The organism is Phenylobacterium immobile (ATCC 35973), assembly GCF_001375595.1.
GTDB classification, from domain to species: domain Bacteria; phylum Pseudomonadota; class Alphaproteobacteria; order Caulobacterales; family Caulobacteraceae; genus Phenylobacterium; species Phenylobacterium immobile.
On the sequence record NZ_CVJQ01000001.1, the window covers coordinates 1,809,117 to 1,835,554 of the forward strand.

23 protein-coding genes and 1 tRNA gene are annotated in these 26,438 nt (G+C 67.2%); 16 read left to right on the top strand and 8 right to left on the bottom strand.

All coding sequences use genetic code 11. The features are described 5' to 3' along the window. Positions 1-110: 110 nt before the first annotated feature. Positions 111-518 carry a DUF2513 domain-containing protein gene (locus BN1313_RS08875; RefSeq protein WP_091739253.1) on the top strand — a complete coding sequence of 136 codons (408 nt, stop codon included), beginning with the start codon at positions 111-113 and terminating at the stop codon, positions 516-518. A gap of 1 nt (position 519) precedes the next feature. Here BN1313_RS08875 and BN1313_RS08880 read toward each other — a convergent pair whose 3' ends face one another. Continuing rightward, entirely contained in the window at positions 520-1,194 is a 675-nt protein-coding gene (locus tag BN1313_RS08880; protein WP_091739256.1) for a peroxiredoxin-like family protein, read from the bottom strand. 173 nt (positions 1,195-1,367) lie between these two features. On the opposite strand from BN1313_RS08880, the gene BN1313_RS08885 reads away from it, so the two are divergent. Then, positions 1,368-2,696, top strand: coding sequence for an LLM class flavin-dependent oxidoreductase (locus BN1313_RS08885; RefSeq protein WP_091739259.1), 1,329 nt, complete (start codon positions 1,368-1,370; stop codon positions 2,694-2,696). Between the two features lie 12 nt (positions 2,697-2,708). Beyond that, positions 2,709-3,656, top strand: coding sequence for an ABC transporter substrate-binding protein (locus BN1313_RS08890; RefSeq protein ID WP_091739262.1), 948 nt, complete (start codon positions 2,709-2,711; stop codon positions 3,654-3,656). Between the two features lie 39 nt (positions 3,657-3,695). Here the strand turns inward: BN1313_RS08890 and BN1313_RS08895 are convergent. Beyond that, positions 3,696-3,769, bottom strand: a tRNA-Cys gene (locus tag BN1313_RS08895). 127 nt (positions 3,770-3,896) lie between these two features. On the opposite strand from BN1313_RS08895, the gene BN1313_RS08900 reads away from it, so the two are divergent. The 5 genes from BN1313_RS08900 to BN1313_RS08920 all read left to right on the top strand — a co-directional run bounded on the left by BN1313_RS08900 (position 3,897) and on the right by BN1313_RS08920 (position 10,165). Continuing rightward, positions 3,897-4,469, top strand: a complete 573-nt coding sequence (locus BN1313_RS08900; RefSeq protein WP_091739264.1) for a protein-L-isoaspartate O-methyltransferase family protein — start codon at positions 3,897-3,899, stop codon at positions 4,467-4,469. Between the two features lie 101 nt (positions 4,470-4,570). Continuing rightward, positions 4,571-6,130, top strand: coding sequence for a TolC family outer membrane protein (locus BN1313_RS08905; protein ID WP_091739267.1), 1,560 nt, complete (start codon positions 4,571-4,573; stop codon positions 6,128-6,130). 59 nt (positions 6,131-6,189) lie between these two features. Beyond that, positions 6,190-6,681 (top strand): DUF2497 domain-containing protein, encoded by a 492-nt coding sequence (locus BN1313_RS08910; protein WP_218054338.1) that lies wholly within the window; start codon positions 6,190-6,192, stop codon positions 6,679-6,681. Between the two features lie 59 nt (positions 6,682-6,740). Further along, on the top strand, positions 6,741-9,407 hold the full coding sequence (locus tag BN1313_RS08915) for a valine--tRNA ligase (protein ID WP_091739270.1): 2,667 nt from the start codon (positions 6,741-6,743) through the stop codon (positions 9,405-9,407). Positions 9,408-9,415: 8 nt separating this feature from the next. Next, positions 9,416-10,165: a TlyA family RNA methyltransferase gene (locus BN1313_RS08920; RefSeq protein WP_091739272.1), complete on the top strand. Its 750-nt coding sequence runs from the start codon at positions 9,416-9,418 to the stop codon at positions 10,163-10,165. Positions 10,166-10,228: 63 nt separating this feature from the next. Here BN1313_RS08920 and BN1313_RS08925 read toward each other — a convergent pair whose 3' ends face one another. Together BN1313_RS08925 and BN1313_RS08930 are read right to left on the bottom strand one after the other, a co-directional pair. Next, positions 10,229-12,577 carry a TonB-dependent receptor gene (locus BN1313_RS08925; protein ID WP_176695950.1) on the bottom strand — a complete coding sequence of 783 codons (2,349 nt, stop codon included), beginning with the start codon at positions 12,575-12,577 and terminating at the stop codon, positions 10,229-10,231. A 326-nt stretch (positions 12,578-12,903) separates the two neighbouring features. Then, positions 12,904-13,515, bottom strand: a complete 612-nt coding sequence (locus BN1313_RS08930; protein WP_091739278.1) for a glycine zipper 2TM domain-containing protein — start codon at positions 13,513-13,515, stop codon at positions 12,904-12,906. Between the two features lie 232 nt (positions 13,516-13,747). Between BN1313_RS08930 and BN1313_RS08935 the strand changes: the two genes are divergently transcribed. Both BN1313_RS08935 and BN1313_RS08940 read left to right on the top strand, forming a co-directional pair. Continuing rightward, positions 13,748-14,977 carry a class I SAM-dependent RNA methyltransferase gene (locus BN1313_RS08935; protein ID WP_245620227.1) on the top strand — a complete coding sequence of 410 codons (1,230 nt, stop codon included), beginning with the start codon at positions 13,748-13,750 and terminating at the stop codon, positions 14,975-14,977. 5 nt (positions 14,978-14,982) lie between these two features. Further along, complete coding sequence (locus BN1313_RS08940) at positions 14,983-15,975, top strand: LLM class flavin-dependent oxidoreductase (protein WP_091739283.1); 993 nt, start codon at positions 14,983-14,985, stop codon at positions 15,973-15,975. Here BN1313_RS08940 and BN1313_RS08945 read toward each other — a convergent pair. Beyond that, the gene (locus BN1313_RS08945) at positions 15,972-17,072 is read right to left on the bottom strand and encodes a PA0069 family radical SAM protein (RefSeq protein ID WP_091739286.1); all 1,101 of its coding nucleotides are present in this window, start codon (positions 17,070-17,072) and stop codon (positions 15,972-15,974) included. The genes BN1313_RS08940 and BN1313_RS08945 overlap by 4 nt on opposite strands. Positions 17,073-17,214: 142 nt before the next feature. On the opposite strand from BN1313_RS08945, the gene BN1313_RS08950 reads away from it, so the two are divergent. Both BN1313_RS08950 and BN1313_RS08955 read left to right on the top strand, forming a co-directional pair. After that, a complete protein-coding gene (locus tag BN1313_RS08950) occupies positions 17,215-17,634 on the top strand; it encodes a VOC family protein (protein WP_091739288.1) in 420 nt (139 codons plus the stop codon). Between the two features lie 17 nt (positions 17,635-17,651). Next, positions 17,652-18,080, top strand: coding sequence for a hypothetical protein (locus tag BN1313_RS08955; protein WP_091739290.1), 429 nt, complete (start codon positions 17,652-17,654; stop codon positions 18,078-18,080). Positions 18,081-18,091: 11 nt separating this feature from the next. On the opposite strand, the gene BN1313_RS08960 is transcribed toward BN1313_RS08955, so the two are convergent. Beyond that, the gene (locus BN1313_RS08960; protein WP_245620148.1) at positions 18,092-18,913 is read right to left on the bottom strand and encodes a uracil-DNA glycosylase; all 822 of its coding nucleotides are present in this window, start codon (positions 18,911-18,913) and stop codon (positions 18,092-18,094) included. A 133-nt stretch (positions 18,914-19,046) separates the two neighbouring features. On the opposite strand from BN1313_RS08960, the gene BN1313_RS08965 reads away from it, so the two are divergent. Genes BN1313_RS08965 through BN1313_RS08975 form a run of 3 tightly spaced genes read left to right on the top strand, consistent with a single transcriptional unit; the run spans position 19,047 to position 23,376 of the window. After that, positions 19,047-20,723, top strand: a complete 1,677-nt coding sequence (locus BN1313_RS08965) for an electron transfer flavoprotein-ubiquinone oxidoreductase (RefSeq protein ID WP_091739295.1) — start codon at positions 19,047-19,049, stop codon at positions 20,721-20,723. A gap of 47 nt (positions 20,724-20,770) precedes the next feature. Beyond that, a complete protein-coding gene (locus BN1313_RS08970) occupies positions 20,771-22,495 on the top strand; it encodes a tetratricopeptide repeat protein (protein WP_091739298.1) in 1,725 nt (574 codons plus the stop codon). Next, positions 22,495-23,376 (top strand): 4-(cytidine 5'-diphospho)-2-C-methyl-D-erythritol kinase, encoded by an 882-nt coding sequence (locus BN1313_RS08975; protein ID WP_091739301.1) that lies wholly within the window; start codon positions 22,495-22,497, stop codon positions 23,374-23,376. The genes BN1313_RS08970 and BN1313_RS08975 overlap by 1 nt, the downstream gene beginning before the upstream one ends. Positions 23,377-23,445: 69 nt before the next feature. On the opposite strand, the gene BN1313_RS08980 is transcribed toward BN1313_RS08975, so the two are convergent. Continuing rightward, positions 23,446-24,963, bottom strand: coding sequence for an ammonium transporter (locus BN1313_RS08980; protein ID WP_218054340.1), 1,518 nt, complete (start codon positions 24,961-24,963; stop codon positions 23,446-23,448). Between the two features lie 35 nt (positions 24,964-24,998). Next, positions 24,999-25,337: a P-II family nitrogen regulator gene (locus BN1313_RS08985; RefSeq protein ID WP_091739308.1), complete on the bottom strand. Its 339-nt coding sequence runs from the start codon at positions 25,335-25,337 to the stop codon at positions 24,999-25,001. A 390-nt stretch (positions 25,338-25,727) separates the two neighbouring features. Here BN1313_RS08985 and BN1313_RS08990 point away from each other — a divergent pair, with 390 nt between their 5' ends. After that, positions 25,728-26,363: a fasciclin domain-containing protein gene (locus tag BN1313_RS08990; RefSeq protein WP_091739311.1), complete on the top strand. Its 636-nt coding sequence runs from the start codon at positions 25,728-25,730 to the stop codon at positions 26,361-26,363. Positions 26,364-26,438 lie beyond the last annotated feature (75 nt).

The following is a 26,438-nucleotide window of genomic DNA, read 5'->3' on the forward strand; positions in this document are numbered from 1 at the left end:
GACTGCCGCGCTCGCTGTTGGAAGAGCTTTTGTTGCAAAAGGTGTGGATCAGGCGGTTGGTCATACTCGGGCCGCTCGCCGATTCCGGCTTAGCGGACGGAGGCTGACCGATGGAGCGAGACCTGCAACTGGTGAAGGCCATCGCCCTCAGCGTGCGGGAGAAGCCTGACCTCACGCCGCAGGCGATCAATCTTCCTGGCTTCGACGCCGATCTCGTCTCGCGACATGTCGAGCTGATGATTCACACCGGTCTGCTCGACGGTAAGGTCGGGGGCAAGACGGCGGCGGGGCCGACGCCGTCGGTGGTTCGCGACCTCACGAGCTATGGCCATGACTTCGTCGGGGCCGCGACCTCGCACAGCGTCTGGTCGCAACTCCGGGAGCTGTTTCCCGACGAGAAGCTGCAACAGGTTCCGCTACGGGTGGTCGCGGGCGTGGCGATTCGCTTGATGGAGATTATTGTCGAGCAGGCGACGGGGATCGGCGACCCGACCCATGAGACCCGGGATCGCCGGTAGGCTATTCGGCGGGAACGGCGGCCAACGCGCGCATAGCCGCGATAATAGGACCGGGCTCGGTGCGGGTCAGCCAATCGGGGCTGACATCCACGAACTTGAAGCGTTGATCCTGGCCGATGACGATCACGGCTGGCTGGGGCAATTCCCACGTTCCTGTCCCGGTGACATCGCCGATGAACGATCCGCTGGCGCGGCTTGCGGCCTGCGAGGCCTCGTTGGCGGTGAAGAGCAGCCCGAATTTGCGGCTGAGGAACGCGTCGCGGTCGGTGGCGACGTCGAAGCTCAGCCTATGCCGAGCTTTGATATCCCCCAGGCGATCGGGAATCTGCGGACTGACAGCCACCAGCCTCGCGCCCAGGTCACGAAGCGCTGGCGCCAGGGTCCGGTCATAGTAGGGCAGGGCGATGTTGCAGGCCGGGCAGGTGGCGAAGCGGAAGAACACGAGCACCGCCGGGCCTGTCGCGGTCAGCGTGGCCAGATCGAGCCGAGCGCCGTCCACCTCGTCGAGAACGAAGTGCGGCGCGAAGTCTCCGACCTGCGGCCAGCTTGTCGGATCTGCGGCGGCGACCAGCTCTTCGCGCTGATCGATGTTGAGCTTCAGTTGCTCAGAGCTCCAGGTGCGGAGGCGCTCGGCATGCAGCGCGCCTAGCAGGTCCTTGAGGGTCTCGTTCGCCATCGGAGCTTCCTGATCTTTCGCGCCCTTTGGTGAACCCGCCTGACCCGACCCGACAAATGAGATTTCGTCAGGTGGATCATTGCCAAATGTCATGATCGCCGATGGCGCGACGCGCTATTCCAGGTCGCTGGATCCCGGCCTAGGTTGGGCCCTCGCTTACCGGAACCCCGCTCATGACGCCGACCCGCCAACTCAAGCTCGGCGCCTTCATGCGCCCGGTTTCGATCCACACTGGGGCATGGCGTTACCCGGGCGCGTTTCCCGATGCGAACTTCAATTTCGAGCACCTGAAGCGGTTCATCCAGACCCTTGAGCGGGGCAAGTTCGACGCCTTCTTCATGGCCGACCACCTGGCGCTGCTGGACATGCCGATCAGCGCGCTGAAGCGCAGCCATACCGTGACGTCATTCGAGCCCCTGACGCTGCTGTCGGCGCTGGCGACGGTGACGACGCATATCGGCCTGGTGGCGACGGCGTCGACGACTTTCGACGCGCCCTATCACATCGCCCGGCGGTTCGCGTCGCTGGACCACATCTCAGGCGGCCGGTCTGGTTGGAACATCGTCACCACCGCAAACCCCGACGCTGCGCTCAACTTCGGCCTTGATGAGCACATGGAGCATGACGCGCGCTATGCCCGCGCCTTCGAGTTCTACGACGTGGTGACCGGGCTGTGGGACAGCTGGGCCGACGACGCCTTCGTCCGCGATGTGGAGGATGGTCTCTATTTCGATCCGGCCAAGATGCACGTGCTCGACCATAAGGGGGAGCACCTGAAAGTGCGCGGTCCCCTGAACATCGCCCGGCCAATCCAAGGTTGGCCGGTCATCGTCCAGGCCGGCGCTTCGGAAGCCGGACGCAGCTTCGCCGCGGCGACCGCGGAAGTGATCTTCGCCGGTCAGCCGAACCTCGCGGCGGGCCAGGCCTTCTACGCCGACATGGCCGCGCGCGTGGCGGCGGAAGGGCGCGACCCCGAGATGGTGAAAATCCTGCCAGGCGCCTTCGTGGTGGTGGGCGACACGGTCGAAGAGGCGCAGGAGAAGCGCCGCCTGCTCGACAGCCTGGTGCATTACGACAGCTCGATCGCCTCGCTCTCCAGCACGCTCGGCGTCGACGCCTCAAAGTTCGATCCGGACGGCCCGCTGCCGGAAATCCCGCCAACTAACGGCAGCCAAAGCGGCCGCCAGCGGCTTGTGGACCTCGCCGCGCGAGAGAAGCTGACGGTCCGGCAGCTGGCCCAGCGCGTCGGCGGCTATGGCGGATTGAGTTTTGTCGGCACGCCCCAGACCATCGCCGACGGCATGCAGGAATGGCTGGAGACCCGCGCCTGCGACGGCTTCAACATCATGTTCCCGTTCTTGCCCGAAGGCCTTGACGATTTCGTCGACCAGGTCGTGCCAGAGCTGCAGCGCCGCGGTCTGTTTCGGAATGAATATGAGGGCGTCACCTTGCGCGAGAACCTGGGTCTTGCACGTCCGACGAACCGATTCTTCCCCACCTAAGGTCCGCTACCTATGCTTCGACGCAGCTTCTTGCAGGCCTCGCTCGCGCTCCCGCTCGCCGCGGCGGCCTGCGCTCGGCCATCCGATCCCACCGTCCTGAATGTCGCGAGCCAGAAGGGCGGCACGAAGTCTCTGATGACCTCCGCCGGGGTGCTGGCGGGAGCGCCTTACAGGATCGAGTGGAGCGAATTTCCAGCGGCCCAACACCTGCTGGAGGCGGTCAGCGCTGGGGCGGCGGATTTGGGCGGGGTGGGTGATGCGCCGTTTCTTTTTGCGTTCGCGAGCTCTGGACGAGTGAGGGCGGTTCACGCCTCCCGCAGCCTAGGCCGCGGCGCGAGCACGGCGATCCTGGTCAAGAAGATTTCGCCCGCCCGGTCGATCGCCGACCTTCGCGGCAAGCGGTTCGCGACAGGGCGAGGCTCGATTGGCCATTACCTGTTGCTTTATCGTCTGCGGGAGGCTGGGCTGAAGCCTGAAGATGTGACGATTTCCTTCCTCACGCCGGCTGACGCCAAGGCCGCTTTCTCCACCGGGGCGATCGACGCATGGTCGACCTGGAACTCCTACATCTACCTCGCCGCGAGAGATGACGACGCGAGGGTGCTGACCGACGGGCGGGGCGCCTTGAGCGGCATTGGATTCCAGGCCGCCAACATCAACTCTATCGAGACCAAACGGCCTCTGATCGCTGACTTCCTCATGCGCCTTTCGCGCGCGCAGCGTTGGAGCATCAATCACAAAGATGCCTATGCCGCGGCCCTCGCGAAGGAGACCGGGATGGACAAAGATATCGCGCTGCAGACCGCAGAGACGGGCCGCGGCCAGCCGGCCCCGATCGATGAGTCGGTGATCGCTGAGGAGAGCCAGGTGCTGGCGACTTTCCGCGACGCCGGCGTGATCGCCAGTGCGCCCGACATCCGCCAGGCCTTTGACGCAAGTTTCAACAGCGCCGCAATCTAAGGCGGCGGCGCGCGGCGCACGTCATGTCAGGGCGATGCTTGGAGGCCTGACCGGGAATCGAACCCGGGTGCACGGATTTGCAGTCCGCTGCGTCACCACTCCGCCATCAGGCCGCCGAAGGGAGCGGATCGCTATCAGAACGCCACGCTTGGGGCAATCGCCCCGCGGCATGATTGCCTTGACGGAGCTCGCGGACCTATAAGCCGCTCATCGAACGCCTGTCCGCATTAGAGAGACCCGATGGCCGCTGATCTCGCCGCCGCCCGCCTGAACATGGTCGAGAGCCAGGTTCGTCCCAGCGACGTCACTGACGTGCGGATTCATGACGCGATGCGCGCTTTTCCGCGCGAGAGCCTGATCCCTGCCGACAAGGCCTATCTGGCCTATGCTGATGTGGAGGTCCCTTATGCGCCCGGCCGCTGGCTGTTGAAGCCGCGTGACGTGTCCAAGCTGTTGCAGGCTTTGCGGCCGATGCCGGGCGAGCGCGCCCTGGCCGTGGCCGCGCCCTATGCGGCGGCGGTCATGGAGGCTCTCGGTGTGACCGTGGAGCGTCTCGACGGTGACGATCTGAGCGCTACGCCTGTCGGCCCCTACGATATCATCGTCTGCGAAGGCGCTGTCGCACGCTGTCCGCAGGTGTGGCTGGACGCCTTGGCGGAGGGCGGGCGTCTCGGCGTCATTGAGCGTGACGGGCCGGGCGGCAAGGCCTGCCTCTATATCCGCGCTGACAAAGGCGTTGGTCGCCGCGACCTTTTTGATGCGACACAGGCGGTCCTGCCGGGCTTTGAAGCGCGCCACGGTTTCGCCTTGTGAGCTTGATTGAAACACTCGGGAAACGTTCCAGGACTTAAGAGTCGAATGTCCCGGCGCTTGCGCCTGGGACCTCTGGGGTTGGCCCGGGTCGGGGATAGCTGATGTCGAACCGCTTTCGCGCGCGCCTGGTCGCGGCGATGGTCACTACGGGTCTGGCGGGAATTCTGGTCGCAGGCTCAGGCGCGCAGGCGAAGGCGGAGACCCTCGCCGAAGCCATCGCCATGGCCTACCGCAACAACCCAAACCTGGAGGCCCAGCGCGCCACGCAGCGGGCTCTGGATGAGACCTATGTTCAGGCGCGGTCCGGTTGGCGGCCGACGCTGACGGCGTCAGCTTCCGCGACCTACAGCGAGAGCCGGGGCCGGCGGCGCGTGCCGTATCTGGCGAATTACGACGAGACCAACAGCGCCACGATCGGCCTGACGTTCAATCAGCCGCTGTGGACGGGCGGGCGCGTGGCGGCCGCCGTGACGGCAGCGAACGCCGACGTTCTGTCCGGCCAGGAGTCACTCCGCCGGGTCGAGGCCCAGGTGATGGCCGCCGTGATCGCCGCCTACGCCGATGTACGGCGCGACACGGCCGCGCTGGAGATCCAACGCCAGAACCTGGCGACTCTGCAGCGTCAACTTGATGAATCGAACGCCCGCTTCACCGTCGGCGAACTGACCCGGACAGATGTAGCCCTGTCGCAGGCGCGCCTGTCAGCCTCCCAGGCTCAGTTGAGCTCGGCCCAGGCCCAACTGGAAGTCAGCCGCGCCAACTACGCCGCCTTGGTCGGCCAAAATCCGGGCGACCTCGCGGGGGAGCCGTCGCTCTCTTACCTGATGCCGGCGACCCCGGAGGAGGCCTTCGAGGTCGCCGAAAAGTTCAGCCCCTTGCTTCGCGCCCAACAGTTTGCGGAGGAGGCCAGCCGGGCCCGCGTGGTTCAGGCCCGCGCTGATCGGAACCCATCGCTTTCCGTTTCGGCGACCTACGGTCACACCGGACCGGCTGATCCCTTCGAACGCGGGCTCTATGACCGCGAGGTCGTGGGGCGTGCGACGGTGACCGTACCCCTCTTCACCGGCGGACTGACGACGTCGCGCATCCGCCAGCAGATTGAGCGCAACAACGCCGACCGCATTACCGTGGAGACGCAGCGGCGCTCGGTGCTGCAGACCGTGACGCAGACCTGGAATCTGCTGACCGCGGCGCGCGCCAACATCATCGCGACGGCTGAGCAGGTGCGGGCGGCGCGAATCGCCACAGAAGGCACGCGCCAAGAGTTGCAGGTTGGCCTGCGAACGACCTTGGACGTGCTGAATACCGAGCAGGAGCGTCGGGCAGCCGAACTCAACCAGGTGACTGCGCGGCGCGACGAATACGTCGCCTCGGCCAATCTGCTGGCGGCTATGGGCCGCCTGGAAGCCCGCAACCTGACGCCCGATGTCCCGCAATACGACGCCAAGGCCAATTTTCGTCGCCTGCGCGTGACCTGGGGCTGGGTGCCATGGGAAGAGCCGCTGGGCGTGATCGACCGACTATTGTCGCCGTCGCCGCTGATGACGGTGCGCAGCCGTGCTGTTGAGCCGAGCATCGGCCCTGGCCTGCAAGCGGCGCCGGGCGCAACTGCGCCGATTGAGGCCCCGCCCAAAGCGGCGGGCGACCCGCCGGCGAACTAGCCGCCTTCCCCTGAGGGGCGGTGCGAACTAGGCTCCGGGCTTATCCAGGAACGAGCGGCATGTCTGAGCAGAACGACCCCAAGCAAGACACGAACATGGAGGACATCTTGGCCTCCATCCGCCGGATCATCGCTGAAGAACCAGAAGATGGCGCGGTGAGCGCTGAGGCCGCCTCGGCCGATGGCGAGGAAGAGCCGCTGGAGTTGACCGAACGTGTCGACGCGGCAGCCCCGCCGCCGCCCGCTGCTGTCCTGGAAGAGCCGCCGGAGCCGCCCGTCGCGCCGCCCGAAGCGGTGGTTGAGGCGGCCGCTGCGGCGCAGCCTGAGTCGGTCGAGACCCTGGTCAGCGCGCCCGCGGCGGCGGCGGCCGGCGCGGCGTTCGCCGGGCTCGCCGCCGCCGTCGCGCCGCAAGGGCAGGGGGCCACGGTTGAGGATCTCGCCCGCGAACTGCTCAAGCCGATGCTCAAGGCGTGGCTCGACGAAAACCTCGAGGCTGTCGTGCGCAAGGCGGTCGAGGTCGAGGTCGAACGGGTCTCCCGCCTGGCGCGCTGAGCCGACGGCCGCCGCAGCCTCTTCCGCTGGGGCGGTGGGCGCCCTATTGACGCTGACCCATGCTTGAAAAGTCATTCGATCCCAAGACCGCCGAACCACGCCTGTACAAGGCGTGGGAGGAGAGCGGCGCCTTCGCCCCGACGGACGATCCCGCGGCCGAGCCGTTCAGCATCGTCATCCCGCCGCCGAATGTGACCGGGTCCCTGCACATCGGGCATGCGCTGAACAACACCCTGCAGGACGTTCTGATCCGCTTCGAGCGGATGCGCGGCAAGGCGGCCCTGTGGCTGCCCGGGACCGACCACGCCGGCATCGCCACCCAGATGGTGGTGGAGCGCAAGCTCGCCGCCGAGGGCAATATCGGCCGCCGCGAGATGGGCCGCGAAGCCTTCGTCGACAAGATCTGGGAATGGAAGGCGGAGTCCGGCGGGACGATCGTCAACCAGTTGCGCCGGCTGGGCGCGTCCTGCGACTGGAGTCGTGAGCGCTTCACCCTGGACGAGGGGCTGTCCGCGGCGGTGCGCAAGGTGTTCGTCCAGCTGCACCGCGAAGGCCTGATCTATCGCGACAAGCGGCTGGTGAACTGGGACCCGCAGTTCCAAACCGCCATCTCTGACCTGGAGGTCGAGCAGCGCGAGGTCGACGGCCACTACTGGCACTTCGCCTATCCGCTGGAAGATGGATCCGGCGAGATCGTCGTGGCGACGACGCGGCCTGAGACCATGCTGGGCGACAGCGCGGTCGCCGTTCACCCGGACGACGAGCGCTACAAGCACCTCGTTGGCAAAAAGGTGCGCCTGCCGATCGTCGGCCGGCTGGTCCCGATCGTCGCCGACGACTACGCCGATCCTGAGAAGGGCTCGGGCGCGGTGAAGATCACCCCGGCGCACGACTTCAACGACTTCATGGTCGGCAAGCGTCATGACCTGCCGCAGATCAACATCCTGGACGACTTCGGCAAGATCAACGACAGCGCGCCGGAGGCCTACGTGGGCCTGGATCGCTTCGTCGCCCGCGACAAGATCGTCGCCGAGTTCGAGGCCCTGGACCTGCTGCGCGGGATCGAGAAGACGCGCCATGTGGTGCCGCACGGCGACCGCTCCGGGATTGTCGTCGAGCCGTACCTGACCGACCAGTGGTGGGTGAACGCCGAGGTCCTGGCGCGGCCGGCGATCGCGGCGGTCGAGAGCGGTGAGACCGCCTTCGTGCCCAAGCACTGGGAGAAGACCTATTTCGAGTGGATGCGGAACATCCAGCCGTGGTGCATTTCGCGCCAGCTGTGGTGGGGCCATCGGATTCCGGCGTGGTTCGGGCCGGACGGCGCCTGTTTCGTCGAAGAGACGGAAGCGGCGGCGCTAGCCGCCGCGCGGGCCCACTATGGCCGCGATGAACCGCTGAAGCAGGACGAGGACGTCCTCGACACCTGGTTCTCTTCAGCGCTGTGGCCTTTCTCGACGCTCGGCTGGCCGGATGAGACGAACGATCTGGCGCGGTTCTATCCGACGCACACGCTGATCACCGGCTTCGACATCATCTTCTTCTGGGTGGCCCGGATGATGATGCAGGGCATCCACTTCATGGACGCCGCGCCCTTCAAGCGGGTGTTCATCAACGCCCTGGTGCGCGACGCCTCGGGCGCGAAGATGTCCAAGTCCAAGGGCAATGTCCTGGACCCGCTGGACCTGGTGGACGAGTTCGGCGCGGACGCGCTGCGCTTCACCCTGACGGCGATGTCGGGCGCGGCGCGGGACATCAAGCTCTCGCGCGAGCGCATTGAAGGTTATCGCAATTTCGGCACCAAACTGTGGAATGCGGTCAACTTCGCTCAGCGCAATGGATGCGCCCGCGCCGAGGGCTTCGACCCAGCGACGACCAAGGTTCCTCTGAACCGCTGGCTCGTGGGCGAGACCCAGCGGACGGCGGCGGCGGTGACCCGGGCGCTCGCCGATTGCGCCTTCGACGAGGCGGCCAATGGTCTCTATCGGTTCAGCTGGAACCTGTTCTGCGACTGGTATGTCGAGCTCGCCAAGCCGATCCTGAATGGGACCGATGAGGCCGCGCGCGACGAGACGCGGGCGACGGCGGCCTGGGCTCTGGACGTGATCCTGACCTTGCTGCACCCGGTCTCGCCGTTCCTGACCGAGGAGTTGTGGAGCCAGACGGCCGACCTGGGCGCGCCGCGGGCGCACAAGGGCCTGCTGATTTCCGCGCGGTGGCCGGACTTGCCGGAAAGGCTGGCGGACGCGCAGGCTGACGCCGAGATCGCCCTGGTGATCGCCGCGATCAGCGAGGGCCGCTCGGTGCGCTCGGCGCTGAACGTGCCGCTGTCGGCCAAGCCGCCGCTTCTGGTGGTCGAGGCCGATGCGGCCCAGGCGGCGATCCTTGCGGCCGCTTCGCCGCAGATCAGCCAGATGTTGCGCGTGTCAGGCGTCGAGACGGTGGCGTCGGCGCCGGCCGGCTCTATCCCTTACGTCGTCGAAGGCGTGACGCTGGCCCTGCCGGTCGCCGAGTTCATCGACTTGGCGGTGGAGAAGGCGCGCCTGACCAAGGAAGTCGCCAACCTGGGCGCCGACATCGATCGCACGGCGAAGAAACTGGGTAACGCCGACTTTGTCGCTCGGGCGCCGGAAGAGGTTGTCGAGGAGAACCGTGAGCGGCTGGCGGAATCGCAAGCCGCCAAGGCCAAGCTGGAGGCCGCGCTTGGCCGCCTGGGCGAGGCCGCCTGAGCTAGCGCATGAAGCAACGCGCCGACCTTCTGCTGGTCGCGCGTGGCCTCTTCGACAGCCGCGCCAAAGCGCGCGCGGCGATCGAGGCCGGCGGGGTGACGGCGGATGGCCGGCCGGTGACGAGGGCGGCGGAACTGATTGGCCTTGACGCGGAGATCGTCGCTGCGCCCGCCCACCCGTGGGTCGGCCGCGGCGGACTGAAACTGGCGCACGCCTTCAAGCTCTGGGAGATCGAGGTAGTCGGCAAGACCGTTGTGGATGTCGGCGCCTCGACCGGCGGGTTCACCCAGGTCTGTCTGGAGGCGGGGGCGGCGCGGGTTTTCGCCGTCGATGTCGGGCGTGGGCAGTTGCACCCGAGCCTAGCGGTCGATTCGCGGGTCACGAACCTGGAGGCGACTGACGCGCGCGCGCTGACGCGTGCGCTTGTGCCTGCGCCCATCCATCTGGTCGTGAGCGACGTCAGCTTCATTGGTCTGGCCAAGGCGTTGCCTGCCGCGCTTGAGCTTGCTGAGGCGGGCGCTGTGCTGGTCTGTCTGGTCAAGCCGCAGTTCGAGGCGGGACCGGGCGTGGTGGGCAAGGGTGGGATCATCAAGGATCTTGCGGTTCGGCGAGGCGCGCTGGAGCGTGTCGTCGGCTGGCTGAACCTGGAGGGCTGGACGGTTCAGGCCACGGCGGACAGCCCCATCGTCGGCGGCGACGGGAACCACGAGTTTCTGCTGTGGGCCGTCAAGCGCCGCTGGACGTCCCATGTTATCTGACGGCCAAAGAAAAAGGCCCCGCAGCTGGGGCTGCGGGGCCTTCTCCTTACGCGTTTACTAAACCTAGTACTTCTTCACCACCCGCAGACCGAAGGTGCGCGGATAGGGCATGTTGATCAGGATCGACGGCTGTTGACCGAGCCGCGGGCTGGGGGGTTGTTCCGCCAGGTTGCCGTAGCCGAGACCGGCGTCGAACACCGTCTTCTCGCCAGTCGCATTGTTGACGAACAGCGTGACGTCCGTCTCCTGGTCCAGGAAGGTATAGGTCGCCGACAGGGTCAGGCGGTTATACGGCTTCAGCTTGATCAGGTTCGCGATGTCGACGAAGCGCTCGCCGGTGTAGGTCCAGTCGCCGCGGAACGACAGCTGGTTGCTCCCCATCGGGATGCGGTATTCGCTCGACCCGGTCATCGTCCACCGCGGCGTCTGTTGCGAGGTCAGGCCTTCGAGCGTGGCCCGGTCGCTGTTGATGCCAAAGAGGTTGATCAGGGTCGAGTTGGTGGCGCCGCCGCCCGTGTATTTATGGCGGGCGTAGCCGACACCGTAGAAGATGTCCCACTGCGGCGTGGCGTAGAAGGTGCCGGAGAACTCGGCGCCCTTAATGTCCGACTGGCCGCCGTTGCCGTTGGTGGTCGTCAGCAGACCGGCCGAGTTCAGGGCGAAGGTCGAAACCTGCTGGTTCGAGACCTTCATCTGATAGACCGCCGATTCGAAGCTCACGCGGCGATCAAACAGCGTGCCCTTCAGGCCGACTTCGTAGTTCTTGACGTATTCCGGACGCAGGTAGTTGGCGTTCTGGAAGTCCAGGGCCGCCTGGCGCGTCAGAGCCGAGTTCGAGGCGCTGATGATGCCGCTCTTGGTGCCTTCCGAGTAGAGGGCGTAGCCGAGCAGCGAGGGCGTGAACTTATAGTCCAGGGTGAAGCGGGGAAGGAAATCCTTCTCCGTCCGCGAGAACGCCGCGGTGTAGCGTTGGCAGAACGACAGGTCACAGTCGTTCACGAAGAGCTTCTCGGACTGATAGCGACCTTCCGCCGTGAGGTTGAGGTTCTCCAGGATCGGGTAGCTCACGCTGCCGTAGATGGCCCGGTTCAGCGTGCGCTGAGCGGCCTGCGTGCGGCGCGGCGAGTCTGGCACCAGGGTGAATGGCGAGAAGACGATCCGGCCGTACTGGGCGTAGTTGGAGTAGGAGTCCTTGAAGTGGAAGGCGCCGAGCGTCCACTTCAGCTTCTGTTCCGCCGGCGACGACACGCGGATCTGATGCGCGACGGTGCGGGTTTGGTTCTGGATGGGGTTTAGGACTTCCTTGGCGCCGACCAGCATCGGGTCGCCCAGCCAACGGTTGGTCGCATCAGCCCACCAGCGGTTGTACTCGCTGAAGTACTCCCCCGAGTAGTTGAACTGATAGCCGCCCGGCAGCTCCTGGTCGATGATGGCGTAGAGCATCAGGCGGCGACGGTCGCGGTCGCCACCATGGTCCGGCAGGACGCCGAGCGAATTGCCGAACTTGTCGGTGCGGTAGAACGAATCCGGGATGGTGAAGGTCGGGTAGGTCTGGCCCGTCGGATAGGTCACGTCGAACGCGGCCATGTCCTGACGATAGGCCGTCCAGGAGATTTGGTGACCGTCGTCGTCCTCGTCGTACATGGCGCGGAAGCGGATCGAGGTCGTGTCGGTGGGACGGGCGATGAACGCCGCGGCCAGGTTGATCGAGTCTTGCTCGCCCAGCTTGCCGCCGTAGTTGCGCTCGGTGAACACGCCGCCGCGGTGGAACTTGCGGCCGGAGAAGCTGGCGTACAGCTTATCTTCGATGATCGGCACGTTGATCACGCCGTTAACGTCGTAGCTGTTTTTCGTCTGCACTTCAGCCGTGACGCGGCCTGAGACCGTCATCGATTCCGGAATGCGCGTGATGTAGTTGATCGCGCCGGCGTAGGTCGAACGGCCGAAGTGCGTCGACTGCGGACCCTTCAGCACTTCGACGCGCTCCAGATCCTGCAGGTTGAAGGAGGTCGCTTCACCGGCGATGTAGACGCCATCCACGAAGAACGACACGCCCTGCTTCTGGGTGTTGTAGGTGTTCGGGTTCAGGCCGCGCATGCTGATGAAGGCTTGGCCGCGCAGGTTGGCGATGTAGTTGAAGCTCGGCGCGAGGCGCGACAAGTCCATGACGCCCTTCAGATTCGCCTTCTGAATCGCATCAGCGCCGATGACGTTGATGGTCAGCGGAATGTCAGCAAGACGCTCGCCACGGCTCCGGGCCGTGACAACCAGTTCCTCAACGCCGCCATCGGCCGCAGCGTCAGCCGCGACGGTCTGGGCGTGCGCCGCACCAGCCGAAAGGGCGAGCGCGCTGGCCCCAGCGATGCAGAAGCGCCGGAAATTATGAGACTTATTAGGTGGTAGGTGCGTCATGCTTAGTCCCCAACTTGTTGTTCGGGTTTGGTATAATGATATACCAAGCATAACTTTAGGTCATTTGGACAAGCAAGGCGCTTTCCGGGAAATCGCCTAAGTTTTGGCTATTTCTTGCCTCGGAGACCAAAAATAGGGCGCCGCTCACTGGGCGTGTCTTGCGCGCCGCTGCCAAGAATGTCTTCCGCCCACGGTAGGACCGACGCCAGTCCGACCAGCGGGGCGGCTCGCCGCCCGATGACTGCGGCTCCGCATCCGCATAGAGAATGGCCCCACGACGGGGCGTGGGGCCATTCATACGTCAACGGCTATCTGTCGAAGCCCGTCTAGTCGACGACTTGATAGCGCCCGTTGTTATCCGGGCAGACGCGAACCATGCGCTTCTGCGTGCGGCCGTCCGGCATATAGATTGGGCTTTCGGCCAGGGTGCAGCCGTCGGCGTCCGCGCCGCCCTGGACGACTGGGCGCTCGATGACCGTCACATGGTCGCGTGGGTCGTAGCCGCCGCCGTAGCCCCCGTCATAGTAGTTGCCGCGATAGTAGCCCCGGCCGCCGGTGTAGAGGTCGTCGCGGTAGCCGCCCGTGTAGCCTCCATTGTAGCCATAGACCGGGCGCTGAGCGGGATAATAGGCGCGGCTGGACTCGCAGGCGGCGCCACGGTTGCCCACAACGCCGCCGACCACGGCGCCCAGGACGCCGCCCAGGACTGAGCCCTCGGTGCGGCGGCCACGGGCGGCCAGTTGCGAACCGATGACAGCGCCGCCGCCGCCGCCGAGCAGGGCGCCGACCGTAGCCCGCGAGGTCGCCTCGCGCTGGCAGGGATCATAGTAGTAGCCGCCGCCGTAAGGCTGGGCCATGGCGGCGGGCGCCTGGGCGGTAGCGAAGGCGCCGGCCACGGCGGCCAGACCCAGAGCAGCAGCGGTGAAGCGCTTGGTCATCGGAATAGTCCCTCGTCTCGAATGCGACGCCTTCATCGGCGTTTCGGCGGCTGTTTTGGCCCACGCAAGCTGAACGATCGTTGAGCGGGCCGTTCATCTTCATTCATCTTCCGGCATCTTGGCGTATATGGGGCGGCTTCGCCTGGATCGGACCCTCCCTTTGAGAAACGCACGTCACCACCGGAAGACCCCGCCCAGAGGGGACAGGGGTGACAGGCCGGTGGGCGAACCCATCGAGGCGGCGATCGTGGAGGTGGCGGGCGAGGGCGACGGCGTCTCCGACCGTGGCGTCTATGTGCCCTTCACCCTGCCGGGCGAGCGCGTGCGCGCCACCGGCGCGGGCGATCGGCGCGAGTTGCTGGAGGTGCTGGAGGCCAGCGCCGAGCGCGTGACCCCGCCGTGCCCGCATTTCGGCGTCTGCGGCGGCTGCGCTCTGCAGCACTGGGCCGATGCGCCCTATCTGGCCTGGAAGGTGGAACGCCTGCGCAAGACGCTCGCGCTGCAGCACCTGGAGACCGAGATCCTGCCGCCGACGGCGGCGCGGCCGCACACGCGCCGCCGGTTGGCGCTGCACGCGCGACCGGGCGGGCGCGAGGTGGCCAGGCTGGGCTACAAGGCGCGCAAGTCCTGGTCGCTGGTCGAGATCTCGGTCTGCCCGATCGCCGATCCCGCCCTTGAAGCCGCCCTGCCGGCGCTGCGGCGCCTGGCCGCCCCGCTGTTCGAACACCCGAAGTCCGCGCCGACCCTGCACGTGACGCTCACCCAGACGGGTATCGACGTCGACATCAGCGGCGTTGAGCGCAAGAGCGGCGGCCTGTCGGCCGATGCGCGCATGACGCTCGCCGAGCGGGCGGCCGAGGCCGATTTCGCCCGGGTGACGATCGATGGCGAAGTCGCCTACCTGGCGCGCCACCCGAGCGTGCGGATGGGCCCGGCGATTGTCGACCTGCCGGCGGGGGGCTTCCTGCAGGCGACCGCGGACGCGGAAGCGGCGATGGCCGCCTTCGCCGTGGAGGCTGCTAGGGGCGCGACGCGGATCGCCGATCTCTATTGCGGAGCAGGCACCTTCACCTTCCGGCTGGCGGCGATCGCGCCCGTCCATGCGGCTGATTTCACCGCACCGGCGATCGCGGCGCTCAGCCGCGCGGTCGCCTCTGCGCCGGGTCTGCACGGGATCACCGCCGAGGCGCGTGACCTGGTGCGCCGGCCGGTCCTGGCGGAGGAGCTGCGGAAGACAGACGTGGCGCTGTTCGACCCGCCGCGGGCGGGCGCCGCCGAACAGACCGCTGAGCTGGCGCGATCGAAGGTCGCCCGGGTGATCGGGGTGTCCTGCAACCCCGCGACCTTCGCCCGCGACGCACGTATGTTGGTCGATGCGGGCTTCCGGCTTGAAAAGGTCGCGCCCATTGACCAGTTCCTTTGGTCACCGCACATCGAACTCATCAGCATATTCAGCCGGTAGGGCCCATGATTCCGTTTTCTGTCCTCGACTTGTCGCCGGTTGTTGAGGGCGGAAACGTCTCGCAGTCCCTGAAGAACAGCGCCGATCTCGCCCAGTATGTGGAGAAGGCCGGCTATAACCGCGTGTGGTTGGCCGAGCACCACAACATGGCGGGCATCGCCAGCGCGGCGACCTCGGTGGTCATCGGCCATGTGGCGGCCGCCACCCGCGAAATCCGCGTCGGCGCCGGCGGGGTGATGCTGCCGAACCATGCGCCCATGGCGATCGCCGAGCAGTTCGGCACGCTCAACGCCCTGTTCCCCGGCCGCATCGACCTGGGTGTCGGCCGCGCGCCGGGATCGGACCAGTACGCCGCGCGCGCCTTGCGCCGGACGCTGGACGGCGACGTCGACCGTTTTCCGCAGGATGTGTTGGAGCTGATGGCCTATTTCCAGCCCGCGCAGGAGGGCCAGCCGCTGCAGGCCGTCCCCGGCGAGGGGCAGGACGTGCCGGTGTGGATTCTGGGTTCGAGCCTGTTCGGCGCGTCGCTGGCGGCCGCGCTGGGCCTGCCGTTCGCCTTCGCCTCGCACTTCGCCCCGGAAATGCTGGACCAGGCGGTGGAGATCTACCGCGAGCGGTTCACGCCCTCTGAGACCCTGGATAAGCCCTATCTGATGCTGGGCGTCAGCTGCCTGGCCGCGCCGACCGACGAAGAGGCGCAGTACCTGTTCACCAGCCAGAAGGCCTCCTTCTATCGCTCGCGCACGACGGGGCGTGGCCGCATGCAGCCGCCGAGCCGGGATTGGGATGACGCGTTGCTGCAGAACATTCCGCACGCCGGGATCAAGGCCGCCGTCGTCGGCGGTCCGGCGACGGTGAAGGCCGGTCTTGAAGCGATCATCGCCAAACACAAGGCCGATGAGCTGATCATCGCCTCCAGCGTCTTCGCCCATGAGCTGCGCAAGCGCTCCTACGGTCTGATCGCAGAGGCCGGCGGCCTGACGCCGCGGGCGCTTTAGCGAAACAGGTCGTCCTGGTCGCCAGTGCGGGCGGGGGGCTTGAACTGGCTGTGGTCGAGACGGCCGAACTTCTGGTCCAGGCCGTAGCGGCGGGTCGCCGTGGCGAAGCGCTTGGCCGTCAGGGCGGCGATCGGACCTTCGCCCTTCATCCGTGAGCCCCATTGGGCGTCGTACTCCTTTCCGCCACGGATCTGCCGGACGAGGGACATCACGCGGCTGGCGCGGTCCGGGTGGTCGCTGGCCAGCCATTCCTTGAAGAGGTCCTTGATCTCCAGCGGCAGGCGCAGGGCGACATAGCCCGCCGCGTTCGCCCCCGCCGCCGCGGCGCGTTCGAGCACCGCCTCCATCTCGTGATCGTTCAGTCCCGGAATGCAGGGAGCGAACATGACGATCACCGGCACGCCGGCATCGGAGAGCCGGCGCACCGATTCCAGGCGCTTCTCCGGCGTGGCGGCGCGGGGTTCCATGGAGCGGGCCAGCTTGCGGTCGAGCGTCGTGATCGAGATCGCCGCGCGGGCCAGGCCGCGCTGGGCCGCCGGCGCGATCAGGTCTAGGTCGCGCTGCACGAGGGCTGACTTGGTGATCACCGTGAACGGGTGGTTGAAGGCCGCCAGCACCTCAATGACCTGGCGGGTGATGCGCAAGGTCCGCTCCTGCGGCTGGTAGGGATCGGTGTTGCCGCCGATGTGGATAGTTTGCGGGACGTAGTCCGGTTTGCGCAGGGCTTGGTCCAGCAGCTTGGCGGCGTCGGGCTTGAAGAACAGCTGGCTCTCGAAGTCGAGGCCGGGCGACAGCCCCATGTAGGCGTGGGCCGGGCGGGCGTAGCAGTAAACGCAGCCATGCTCACAGCCGCGATAGGGGTTGATCGAGGCTGAGAAGCCGATGTCGGGGCTGTCGTTATGGCTGATGATCGACTTGGCCTTCTCCGGCGTGAGCGTGGTTGTGATCTTTGCGGGCGGCGCGTCGTCCAGGGTCCAGCCGTCGTCGAACCCCTCGCGCGTCAAGGACTCGTAGCGGCCGGACTCATTTGAGCGCGCCCCGCGGCCGCTGGTCGGGAGCGGGGCGGGGGGCAGGGGATGGAGAGGCCGCTCGGACATGCCGAGACCGTAGCGTGGTATTCGAACAAAACAAGAACATACTCAGTTGGCGGCGCCAGCCTTGTGCGCCACCTTGCCGGGCTGGGAGACCGGTCGGCCAGGTTTCGCGTTCAATCGCCGAAGGTCGGAAAGGCGCCAAGTGATGCAGCAGCAGATTTCGGTGATCACTCTGGGGGTGGCGGACATCGCCCGGTCGCGGCGGTTCTACGTCGAGGGCTTCGGCTGGACGCCGGTGTTCGAGCAGGACGACATCATCTTCTACCAAATGAACGGGCTGATGCTCGGGACCTGGGCGAAGGCGTCGCTGGAGGAGGATATGCAGCGGTCGATCATGACGCCGGGCGCCTTCGCGCTGGCGCACAATGTGGCTTCGGCCGACGCCGTCCAGCCGTTGCTGGACCAGCTGGTGGCTGCGGGCGGCAGGCTGCTGCGGGCGGCGGATGCGCCGCCGCATGGCGGGATGCGCGGCTATGTCGCCGATCCGGACGATCACGCTTGGGAGATCGCTCACAATCCGGCTTGGCCGATCGATGCTGAGGGACGGGTGACCTTCGGCCTGTGAGCGGTTAGAGCGGAGCCATGCTCTCCGTGATCATCGATGCGCAAATCCAGCCTGAGCGGCTGATGGGCCTGCTCGCCGCCCTGGCGGAGGGCGTGGTCGAGGGCGTTGTGCGCGAAGTGCAGATCGTCGCCGCGACCCTGACGCCGGATATCGAAGCTCTCTGCGAGGAGACCGGCGCGCGCACTGCATCTGATGTGGCGTCGGCTGTCGAACGCGCGCGGTCGGAGCTGCTGCTGATCGCGCCCACGGGCTTCCGGCCGCGCGACGGCTGGGCCGAGGCGGTCGCTCGTCATCTGCGAGACGGCGGCGTCACGGCGAAACTGGCGGGGCGCGGCGGCGGATTTCTGAGGCCGGCGGCGGGGGCCGTCATCCTGCGGCGCGATCAGGCGAGGGGCGCGGACTTCGGCGCGGTCAGTCGCGGCCTGAAGGGCGCGGCGCGGCTCTAAGGTCGCTCATCCTAGGGTCGTTCGGGCCGGTCCAGACGCTCGGCCAGCATGGACAGGTCGGCCCACGCGCGCTTCTTGGCGGCGGGTTGGCGCAGCAGGAAGGCGGGATGGAGCGTCGGCATGGCGGGGAGTTCGATGGCGCCGTCGCTGGACCGCCATTCCGACCAGCGGCCGCGGAGCGACAGGATGCCTTCCTCGGTCTTCAGCATCGACTTGGCCGAAGCGCCGCCGACCAGCAGCAGCGCCTTGGGTTTCAAGAGCGCGATGGCCCGTTCAACAAAGGGGGCGCAGATCGCCTGCTCGACGGGCGTCGGCGTGCGGTTGCCGGGCGGGCGCCAGAAGACGGTGTTGGTGATGAAGACGCGTGTCTCCAGGCCGGCGGCGGCCAGCATGCGGTCGAGCAGCTGGCCCGAGCGACCGACGAAGGGCTTGCCTTGCGCGTCCTCATCGGCGCCGGGGCCTTCGCCGATGACCATGAGCGGGGCGTCGGCGACGCCGCGGCTGAAGATGGCGCGGGACGCTGCGCCCTCGAACCGCAGGGGGCAGCCTTCGAAGGCGGCGATCGCTTCGCCGAGGGCGGTAAGGTCGGTGGCCGCCGCCGCGGCGGCCTGGGCGGCGGCGACCGCTTCGGGCGCGGCCTGGGGCGTCTGGCGAACCCGGGGCGCTGCGGCGGGGGCCGGGGCGGCGGCGGTTTGTGGGCGGACAGGCGGGGCGATCTTGCCCGCGGCGATCCTGTCGACGGCCGTGTCCAGCAGCATGGCGTCGACGCCGGCTTCAGCCCAGAAGGCGAGCAGGCTTTCGGCTTCTGCAGGGCTGAGGGCCAGGCCGGACAATCCCAACTCCAAATGACCTAAGACTATACCATTTCACTTGACCTGCGCCGCCGCAGGTTCCGATAAGCCTAGCACTGATCAATGTCGCTTTCGTGCGTTAAAGGGGAATTGAGTTTTGGCTGGAGGGGACGCCATGAGTGAGGACGCCATCGAACGCGAGGCCATGGAGTATGACGTCGTCATCGTTGGCGCGGGGCCTTCCGGCCTGGCCGCGGCGATCCGGCTGAAGCAGCTGGCGGCGACCGCCGGGACTGAAATCTCGGTCGCTGTGCTGGAGAAGGGTTCGGAAGTCGGCGCCCATATCCTTTCAGGCGCCCTGATCGATCCGATCGCCCTACACGAGCTTATTCCCGACTGGCAGGCGCAGGGCGCGCCCCTTGAGACGCCGGTGACCGAAGAGCGGATGGTCTTCCTGGGACCGCAGGGGTCTTTGGACCTGCCGATGTTCGCCTTGCCCAAGCTGATGCACAACGCGGGCGTCTACATCGCCTCGCTGGCCAATGTCTGCCGCTGGCTGGCGGCCCAGGCCGAGGCGCTGGGCGTCGAGGTCTATCCGGGGATGAGCGTCTCCGACCTGGTCTTCCACGCGGACGGCGGGGTCAAGGGCGTGGTCGCCGGCGTTTTCGGCGTCGGCCGCGACGGGCGGAAGAAGGCCGATTACCAACCGGGCCTGGAGCTGCACGGCAAGTATGTCTTTATCGGCGAGGGCGCGCGCGGCTCGCTCGCCAAGGTGCTTAAGGAGCGCTTCGGCCTGAGCGCGGACGCCGACCCCGAGAAGTACGGCTTGGGGATCAAGGAGCTCTGGCAGGTGCCGGCCGAAGTGTTCAAGCCCGGCCTGGTGCAGCACACCGTGGGCTGGCCGCTCGACGACAAGACCGGCGGCGGCTCGTTCCTCTATCACTTCGGCGATCGCTATGTGGCGATCGGCCTGGTGACGCACCTGGACTACGCCAACCCCTGGCTCTCGCCCTTCGACGAATTCCAGCGGCTGAAGCTGCACCCCGAGGTCGCCAAGCACCTGCGGGGCGGAACGCGGGTCGCCTATGGCGCGCGCGCCGTCGTGGAAGGCGGCCTGCAATCCCTGCCCAAGCTGTACTTCCCGGGCGGCGTGCTGCTGGGCGACAGCGCGGGCCTGGTGAACGTGCCGCGCATCAAGGGCAGCCACAACGCCATGAAGAGCGGCATGCTGGCCGCCGAGGCCGCCTTCGCCGCGATCCAGGCCGGCCGCACGGGCGACAGCCTCGCCGAATATGAAGAGGCCTTGCGTACCTCGTGGGTGAACGAGGACCTCAGCCGGGTGCGTAACGCCAAGCCGCTATTGGCGCGGCTGGGCACCTTTCTGGGCGGCGCGGTGGGCGTGTTCGACATGCTGTGCACGTCGGCGCTCGGCGGCTGGTCGCCGTTCGGCACGCTGCATCACAAGAAGTCCGACGCCGCCGCCACGGGCCTGGCGAAGGACTTCAAGCCGATCACCTATCCGAAGCCGGACGGGGTGCTGACCTTCGACAAGCTGTCGTCGGTCTTCCTGTCAGCGACGAACCACGAGGAAGACCAGCCTTCGCACCTGAAGCTGAAGGACCCGTCGATCCCGATCTCGGTGAACTTGCCGCGCTATGGCGAGCCGGCCAGGCTCTACTGCCCGGCGGGGGTCTATGAGGTGCTGTACGACGAGGCCGGGCAGAACCCGCGGTTCCAGATCAATTTCCAGAACTGCGTTCACTGCAAGACCTGCGACATCAAGGACCCGTCGCAGAACATCGTCTGGACGACGCCCGAGGGCGGCGGCGGGCCGAACTATCCCAACATGTAGGAGCCTCGCGCCTTGCGGCGGACGTTTTCACAGCCGATGTTCGCCGCATGCGTCGATCCTTTCTGAATATCGTCCTGTCCTGCGCCGCGCCGGCCCTTCTGCTGGGCGCCTGCGGCACGCTGCCGGGCGCGCAAAGCGCCGGACCACAGGCTAAGGCCACGGCCGCCGAATCGGTGGAGGGCGCATCGACCTACGGCCTGTTCCTGGCCGGCGAGGCGGCCATGGCGAGGGGCCAGACCCAGGACGCCGGGCGGCTGTTCTCGGAAGCCATGACGCGGCCGGACGCCGACCCAATTCTCAGCGAGAGAGCGTTCACCGCCACCCTGCTGGCTGGCGACGTCCCTGGAGCCGCGCGCCTGGCGCCGACCTCGCCGGAGAGCGCCGAAGCCGTGCGCCGCATGGGCGCGCTGGTCCGAGCCGTGGAGGCGTTGGCCGAGGGTGACGGCAAGACCGCGCGCGCCCTTCTGGCGTCTGACGAGATCGCTTTTCCGCATCAGGCGGCCGCTGCCCTTCTGAAGCCCTGGGCCGCGGCCGAAGCGGGCGACATGACCGCAGCGCTTGAGGCGCCGGCCGCTGGCGGCGATCGGGTGCTCAGCTTCTTCGGGCTGCTCGGGCGCGGGCAGATCGCCGAGCGCGCGCGACGCTACGAAGACGCCGATGCGGCTTTCAAGTCGGCCGTGGACATCGGGCTGTCGCCGCGCACAGCGGCGCTCGCCTATGGCGCATTCCTGGAGCGTCGCGGTCGCAAGCTGGACGCCGGTGCGGTCTATGAGACGGCCCTTGCGGCGGATCCTGCCGATCGTGGGTTGATGGCGGCCAAGGCGCGCGCCGCCACAGGGCGCAAGGCGCCGCCACAACCGACTCTGCAACAAGGGGCCTCGCAGGCGCTGCTTGCGCCGACGGCGGCGATGGTCGCGGCCAAGCAAATTCAGATCGCGTTGGGTTACCTTCACCTGGTGCTGAGGCTCGATCCGGGTCGTGACGACGCCTGGGTGTTGGTGGGCGACATGCTGCAGGCAGGCGGCGACACCGACGGCGCGCGGGCGGCCTATGCGCGGCCCAAACCCGGATCGGTTGAATTCGCCGAGGCGCAGTCGAAGCTTGCCTGGACCTACCAAGCTGATGGGGACAACGCCCGCGCTCTGCAGTTGGCCCAGGCCGCCGCCGGCACCGGCGATCGGCAGGCGCGGCTGGGCTATGCCGATCTGCTACGCGGCGAGAAGCGCTATGAGGAGGCGGTCACAATCCTGACCACGGTGATGGCCGAGCAGAAGCAGCCGAACTGGCGGCTGCTCTACATGCGTGGGGTGACGCTCTCGCAGCTGGATCGCTGGACGGAGGCGGAGGCCGACCTGCGGGCCGCCCTGGCCCTGCAGCCTGACGATCCGGAACTGCTCAACTTCCTGGGCTACTCCTGGATCGATCGCGGCGAGCGGTTGCCGGAGGCGTTGGCGATGGTCAAGAAGGCGGTCGCCGCCAATCCGAGTTCTGGCGCGATGGTCGATTCCCTAGGCTGGGCCTACTATCGCATGGGCGACTACAAGGAAGCTCTGGCCAAGCTTGAGGAGGCGGTCGGCCTCGATGCCGGCGACCCAGAGATCAACGACCATCTCGGTGACGTCTACTGGCGCGTTGGCCGCAAGGATGAGGCCATGTTCCAGTGGCGCCGCGTCCTGACCTTGGATCCCGACGCCAAGATCAGGGCCTCGGCTGAGCGCAAGATCGCCGCGGGCGGCCTGGGCGCCGAGCCCCGCAGGGTGGCGGGCAACTAGTGGCGACGGCCGGCCGGACCCTGGCGCCGGCCAAGGTCAACCTCTTCCTCCACGTCGGTCCGCCCCAGGCGGACGGCTATCACTCGCTGTGCAGCCTGATGGCCTTCGCCGACACGGGCGATGAGCTCCGCCTTGAACCGGCGGCGGCGTTCGAACTCGCCATCAAGGGGCCGTTCGGCAAGGGTCTGGCGGCTGATCCGTCGAACCTGGTCTGGCGCGCGGCCGAGGCCTTGGCCCGCGAAGCCGGCGTGGGTCTGCCGCCCGTGCGGTTGATCCTCGATAAGCGGCTGCCGGTGGCGTCAGGGCTGGGCGGCGGTTCCAGCGACGCGGGCGCGGCGTTGCGTCTTGTGCGCGCCAGTCTCGATCAGTCCGTCGATGATGCGCGGCTGGAGGCGCTGGCCGCAGGGTTGGGCGCCGACGGCGCGCCCTGCCTTTGGGGCCGCCCGACGCTGGCGCAGGGCCGGGGAGAGCGGTTGAGCGCGGTCCCGGAGCTACCCCCTCTCTGGGCGGTGCTGGCGAACTGCGGGGTGAGCGTATCGACCCCGGCGGTGTACCGGGCTCTCGACCAGGCCGCCGTCTTCGGGGCGGTGGAGCCGCCGACCTTGCCGACGTGGGCGTCTGCGGCCGACTTGGCCGCGTGGCTGGGTGCGCAGCGCAATGACCTCGAGCGACCGTCGCTGACCTTGGCGGGTGAGATCGGTCCTGTGCTGGCGGCGCTGAGCGGCCCCGAGGCCCTGCTCACCCGTTTGTCGGGATCGGGTGGGACCTGCTTCGCCCTCTGCGGAACAGCGCAAGCGGCGGCGTCGCTGGCGGCGCGTGTGCTGGAAGATCACCCCGACTGGTGGGTCCGCGACTGCCGCCTCGGCGGCCCTTGGACTTGAGCTCAAACGAAAACGGGGAGCCCGAAGGCTCCCCGTTCCGTTGTCCGGCGGGTTGAACCGCAGGGCGTCTTAGGTGTGGTAGGCGCGTTCGCCGTGTTCGACGATGTCCAGGCCTTCTTCCTCGGTCTCAGGCGACGCGCGGAGTTGACCGGCGAGCTTGATGGCGAAGAAGACAATAGCGCTGGCGACGCCCGACCAGCAGATCGTGACCAGCACGCCCTTGATCTGAGCAAGCACCTGCGTGCCCATCGAGTAGGCGAGCGCATCGCAGGTCGACAGGTCGCCGTCCGCGCCGCAGGTGGTGTAGTCGACGATGCCGGCGCCGCCGAGGCCCGGATCCACCAGGATGCCGGTGGCGATGGCGCCGATGATGCCGCCGATGCAGTGGATGCCGAAGGCGTCCAGGCTGTCGTCATACTTCAGTGCGTTCTTCACGACCGAGCAGAAGAAGATGCAGACCGGCGAGACGATCAGGCCCAGCACCACCGCGCCCATCGGGCCGGAGAAGCCGGCGGCCGGGGTGATCGCCACGAGACCGGCGACCAGACCGGAAGCGAGGCCGAGCATCGAGGCCTTCTTGCGGGTGACCCATTCCACCGTGAACCAGGAAATGCCGGCGGCCGCGGTGGCGACGAAGGTGTTCACCATGGCCAAGGAGGCGTAGCCGTTCGATTCGAGGTTGGAGCCGGCGTTGAAGCCGAACCAGCCGACCCACAGCAGGCCGGCGCCCACGAGGGTCAGCGTCAGCGAATGCGGCGGCATGGCTTCAGTGCGGTAGCCCTTGCGCGGGCCGAGGATCAGGGCGCCGACCAGGGCGGCGATGCCCGCGTTGATGTGGACGACGGTGCCGCCGGCGAAGTCGAGGGCGCCGAAGCTCCAGATCAGGCCGGACTTGACCGGATCTTCCGGGGCGAGCGCGATCGCGTTCGGGCCGGGCCACCACCAGACCATGTGGGCCATCGGGTAGTAGGAGAGCAGGGGCCACAGGACCGCGAAGATCACCACGCCGGCGAACTTCATCCGTTCGGCGACGCCGCCAAGCACGAGGGCGGCGGTGATGGCCGCGAAGGTCATCTGGAAGCCGATGAAGGTCAGTTCGGGAATGACGACGCCGGTCGAGAATGTCGCGACGTTCACCGAGGGGTCGACGCCCTTGAGGAACAGTCGACCGTCGCCGCCGAAGAAGAGGTCGTGAGACCCCCCGTCTGTGAACGCCAGGCTGTAGCCGTATAGCACCCAGGCGATCATGCCGATCGCGGCTACGGCGCTGACCTGCATCAGCATGGACAGCATGTTCTTTTCGCGGACCAGACCGCCGTAGAAGAGCGCGAGGCCGGGAACGATCATCAGCAGCACGAGCACGGCCGAGACCATCATCCAGGCGTTGTCGCCCTTATCCATGACGTCTTCGATCGCCGGGGCGGCTTCTTCAGCGGGCGCGGCGGCCGGAGCGGCGACAGGCGCGGCGGCTTCAGCCGGAGCGGCCGTGGCCACCGCCGGTGCGGCTTCCTGCGCCAGGGCGGGCGCGAGCGGCGCTCCAACCATGGCGGCGGCGAGCATCAAGCCCGCCAAGCCTTTGAATTTCATGAGAGACATAACTCCAGATCCCCTTTTCTTGCGCGTCAGAGCGCCGCGGCGCCGGTTTCGCCGGTCCGGATGCGCACGGCGTCCTCGACGTTGACGACAAACACCTTGCCGTCACCGATCTTGCCGGTGGCGGCGGCGGCCTTGATGGCCTCTATGGCCTTGGCGGCGAGAGAGTCGTCGACGACGGCTTCCAGCTTCACCTTGGGCAGGAAGTTCACCTGATATTCCGCGCCCCGGTAGATTTCAGTCTGCCCCTTTTGACGGCCGTAGCCTTTGACTTCCGAAACCGTCAGTCCCTCCACGCCGGCTGCGACGAGCGCTTCGCGCACGTCGTCCAGCTTGAAAGGTTTGACGATCGCCATGATGAGTTTCATCGCTCACTCCTGCGTAGCCCCGTGAGGGTCGCCGCTCTGTTGCTCGTTTGGCCGCCCGGACGTCCCCATCCCCTTGCACGACGGCAAGCCAAGCTATCCGCCGAACCGGGGTCTCTTGGCGCGGACCGGGGCGGGACCAGCCTGCAGAACTCGCAGCGAGCCCAAATTTGAGGCGCCTAAGCAGGACTTCGCCGTATTTTTGAGCTCAACTTGTCCGCTGCTTCGCGAGCCATGATTTCGCCGACAAGTTCTGGTCTTTCACGACCCCGTGAACGTCGGAAACCCAAGCTTCGCCGAGACGTACCTAGCGCTGTCGCGCCGCGTCTCGGAGAGGCAGGGCCGGCAGCTGTCTCCTGATGACAGGGGATCGACCTAAGCCTTGAGGACCCTATGAATTTGAATCGCCTGACGACCTTCACCACGGCTGCGGCTTTCGTCGCGGTCCTGGCCGCGCCGCACATGGCCGCCGCGCAAACTACGACTCCTGCGAGTCCGGCCGCCACGTCCGCTGCGCCGGCCACGACGACTGCGTCCCCCAGCGTGGTCGCCAAGGGCGATATCGTCGAGACCCTGAAAGCCTCCGGGCAATTCACCATGCTTCTGAAGGCCACCGACGCGACCAACCTGACCGCGGTGCTGAAGAACAACCAGGGCCTGACCCTTTTCGCGCCCACGGACGCGGCCTTCGCCGCCGTCCCCCAGGCGCAGATGACGGCGATGATGGCCGACAAGGCCGGCCTGCAGAAGGCGGTCATGCATCACCTGATCAACGCCAAGGTGGATTCCTCCAAGATCAAAGGCGCCAAGGGCCCGGTGCCGAGCGTGGCCGGCGACAAGATCGAGCTCGACGGTTCGACCGACGTTCTGAAGGCCGATAACGCAACGATCATCCAGGCCGACGTGACCCCGACGAACGGCGTCATTCACGTGGTCGACGCGATCTTGACACCCGGCGCCGCGACCGCCGTGGCGCCGGCGACTGAAGAGCCCGCCGCCGCGACAGCCGCGACCGCGCCGGCCCAGTAAAGCGAGCCGGCGACAACACGGTATAGAGACGACCCGGTAGACGGGCGGCGTCACGAGATGGAGCCAATTTGCAAT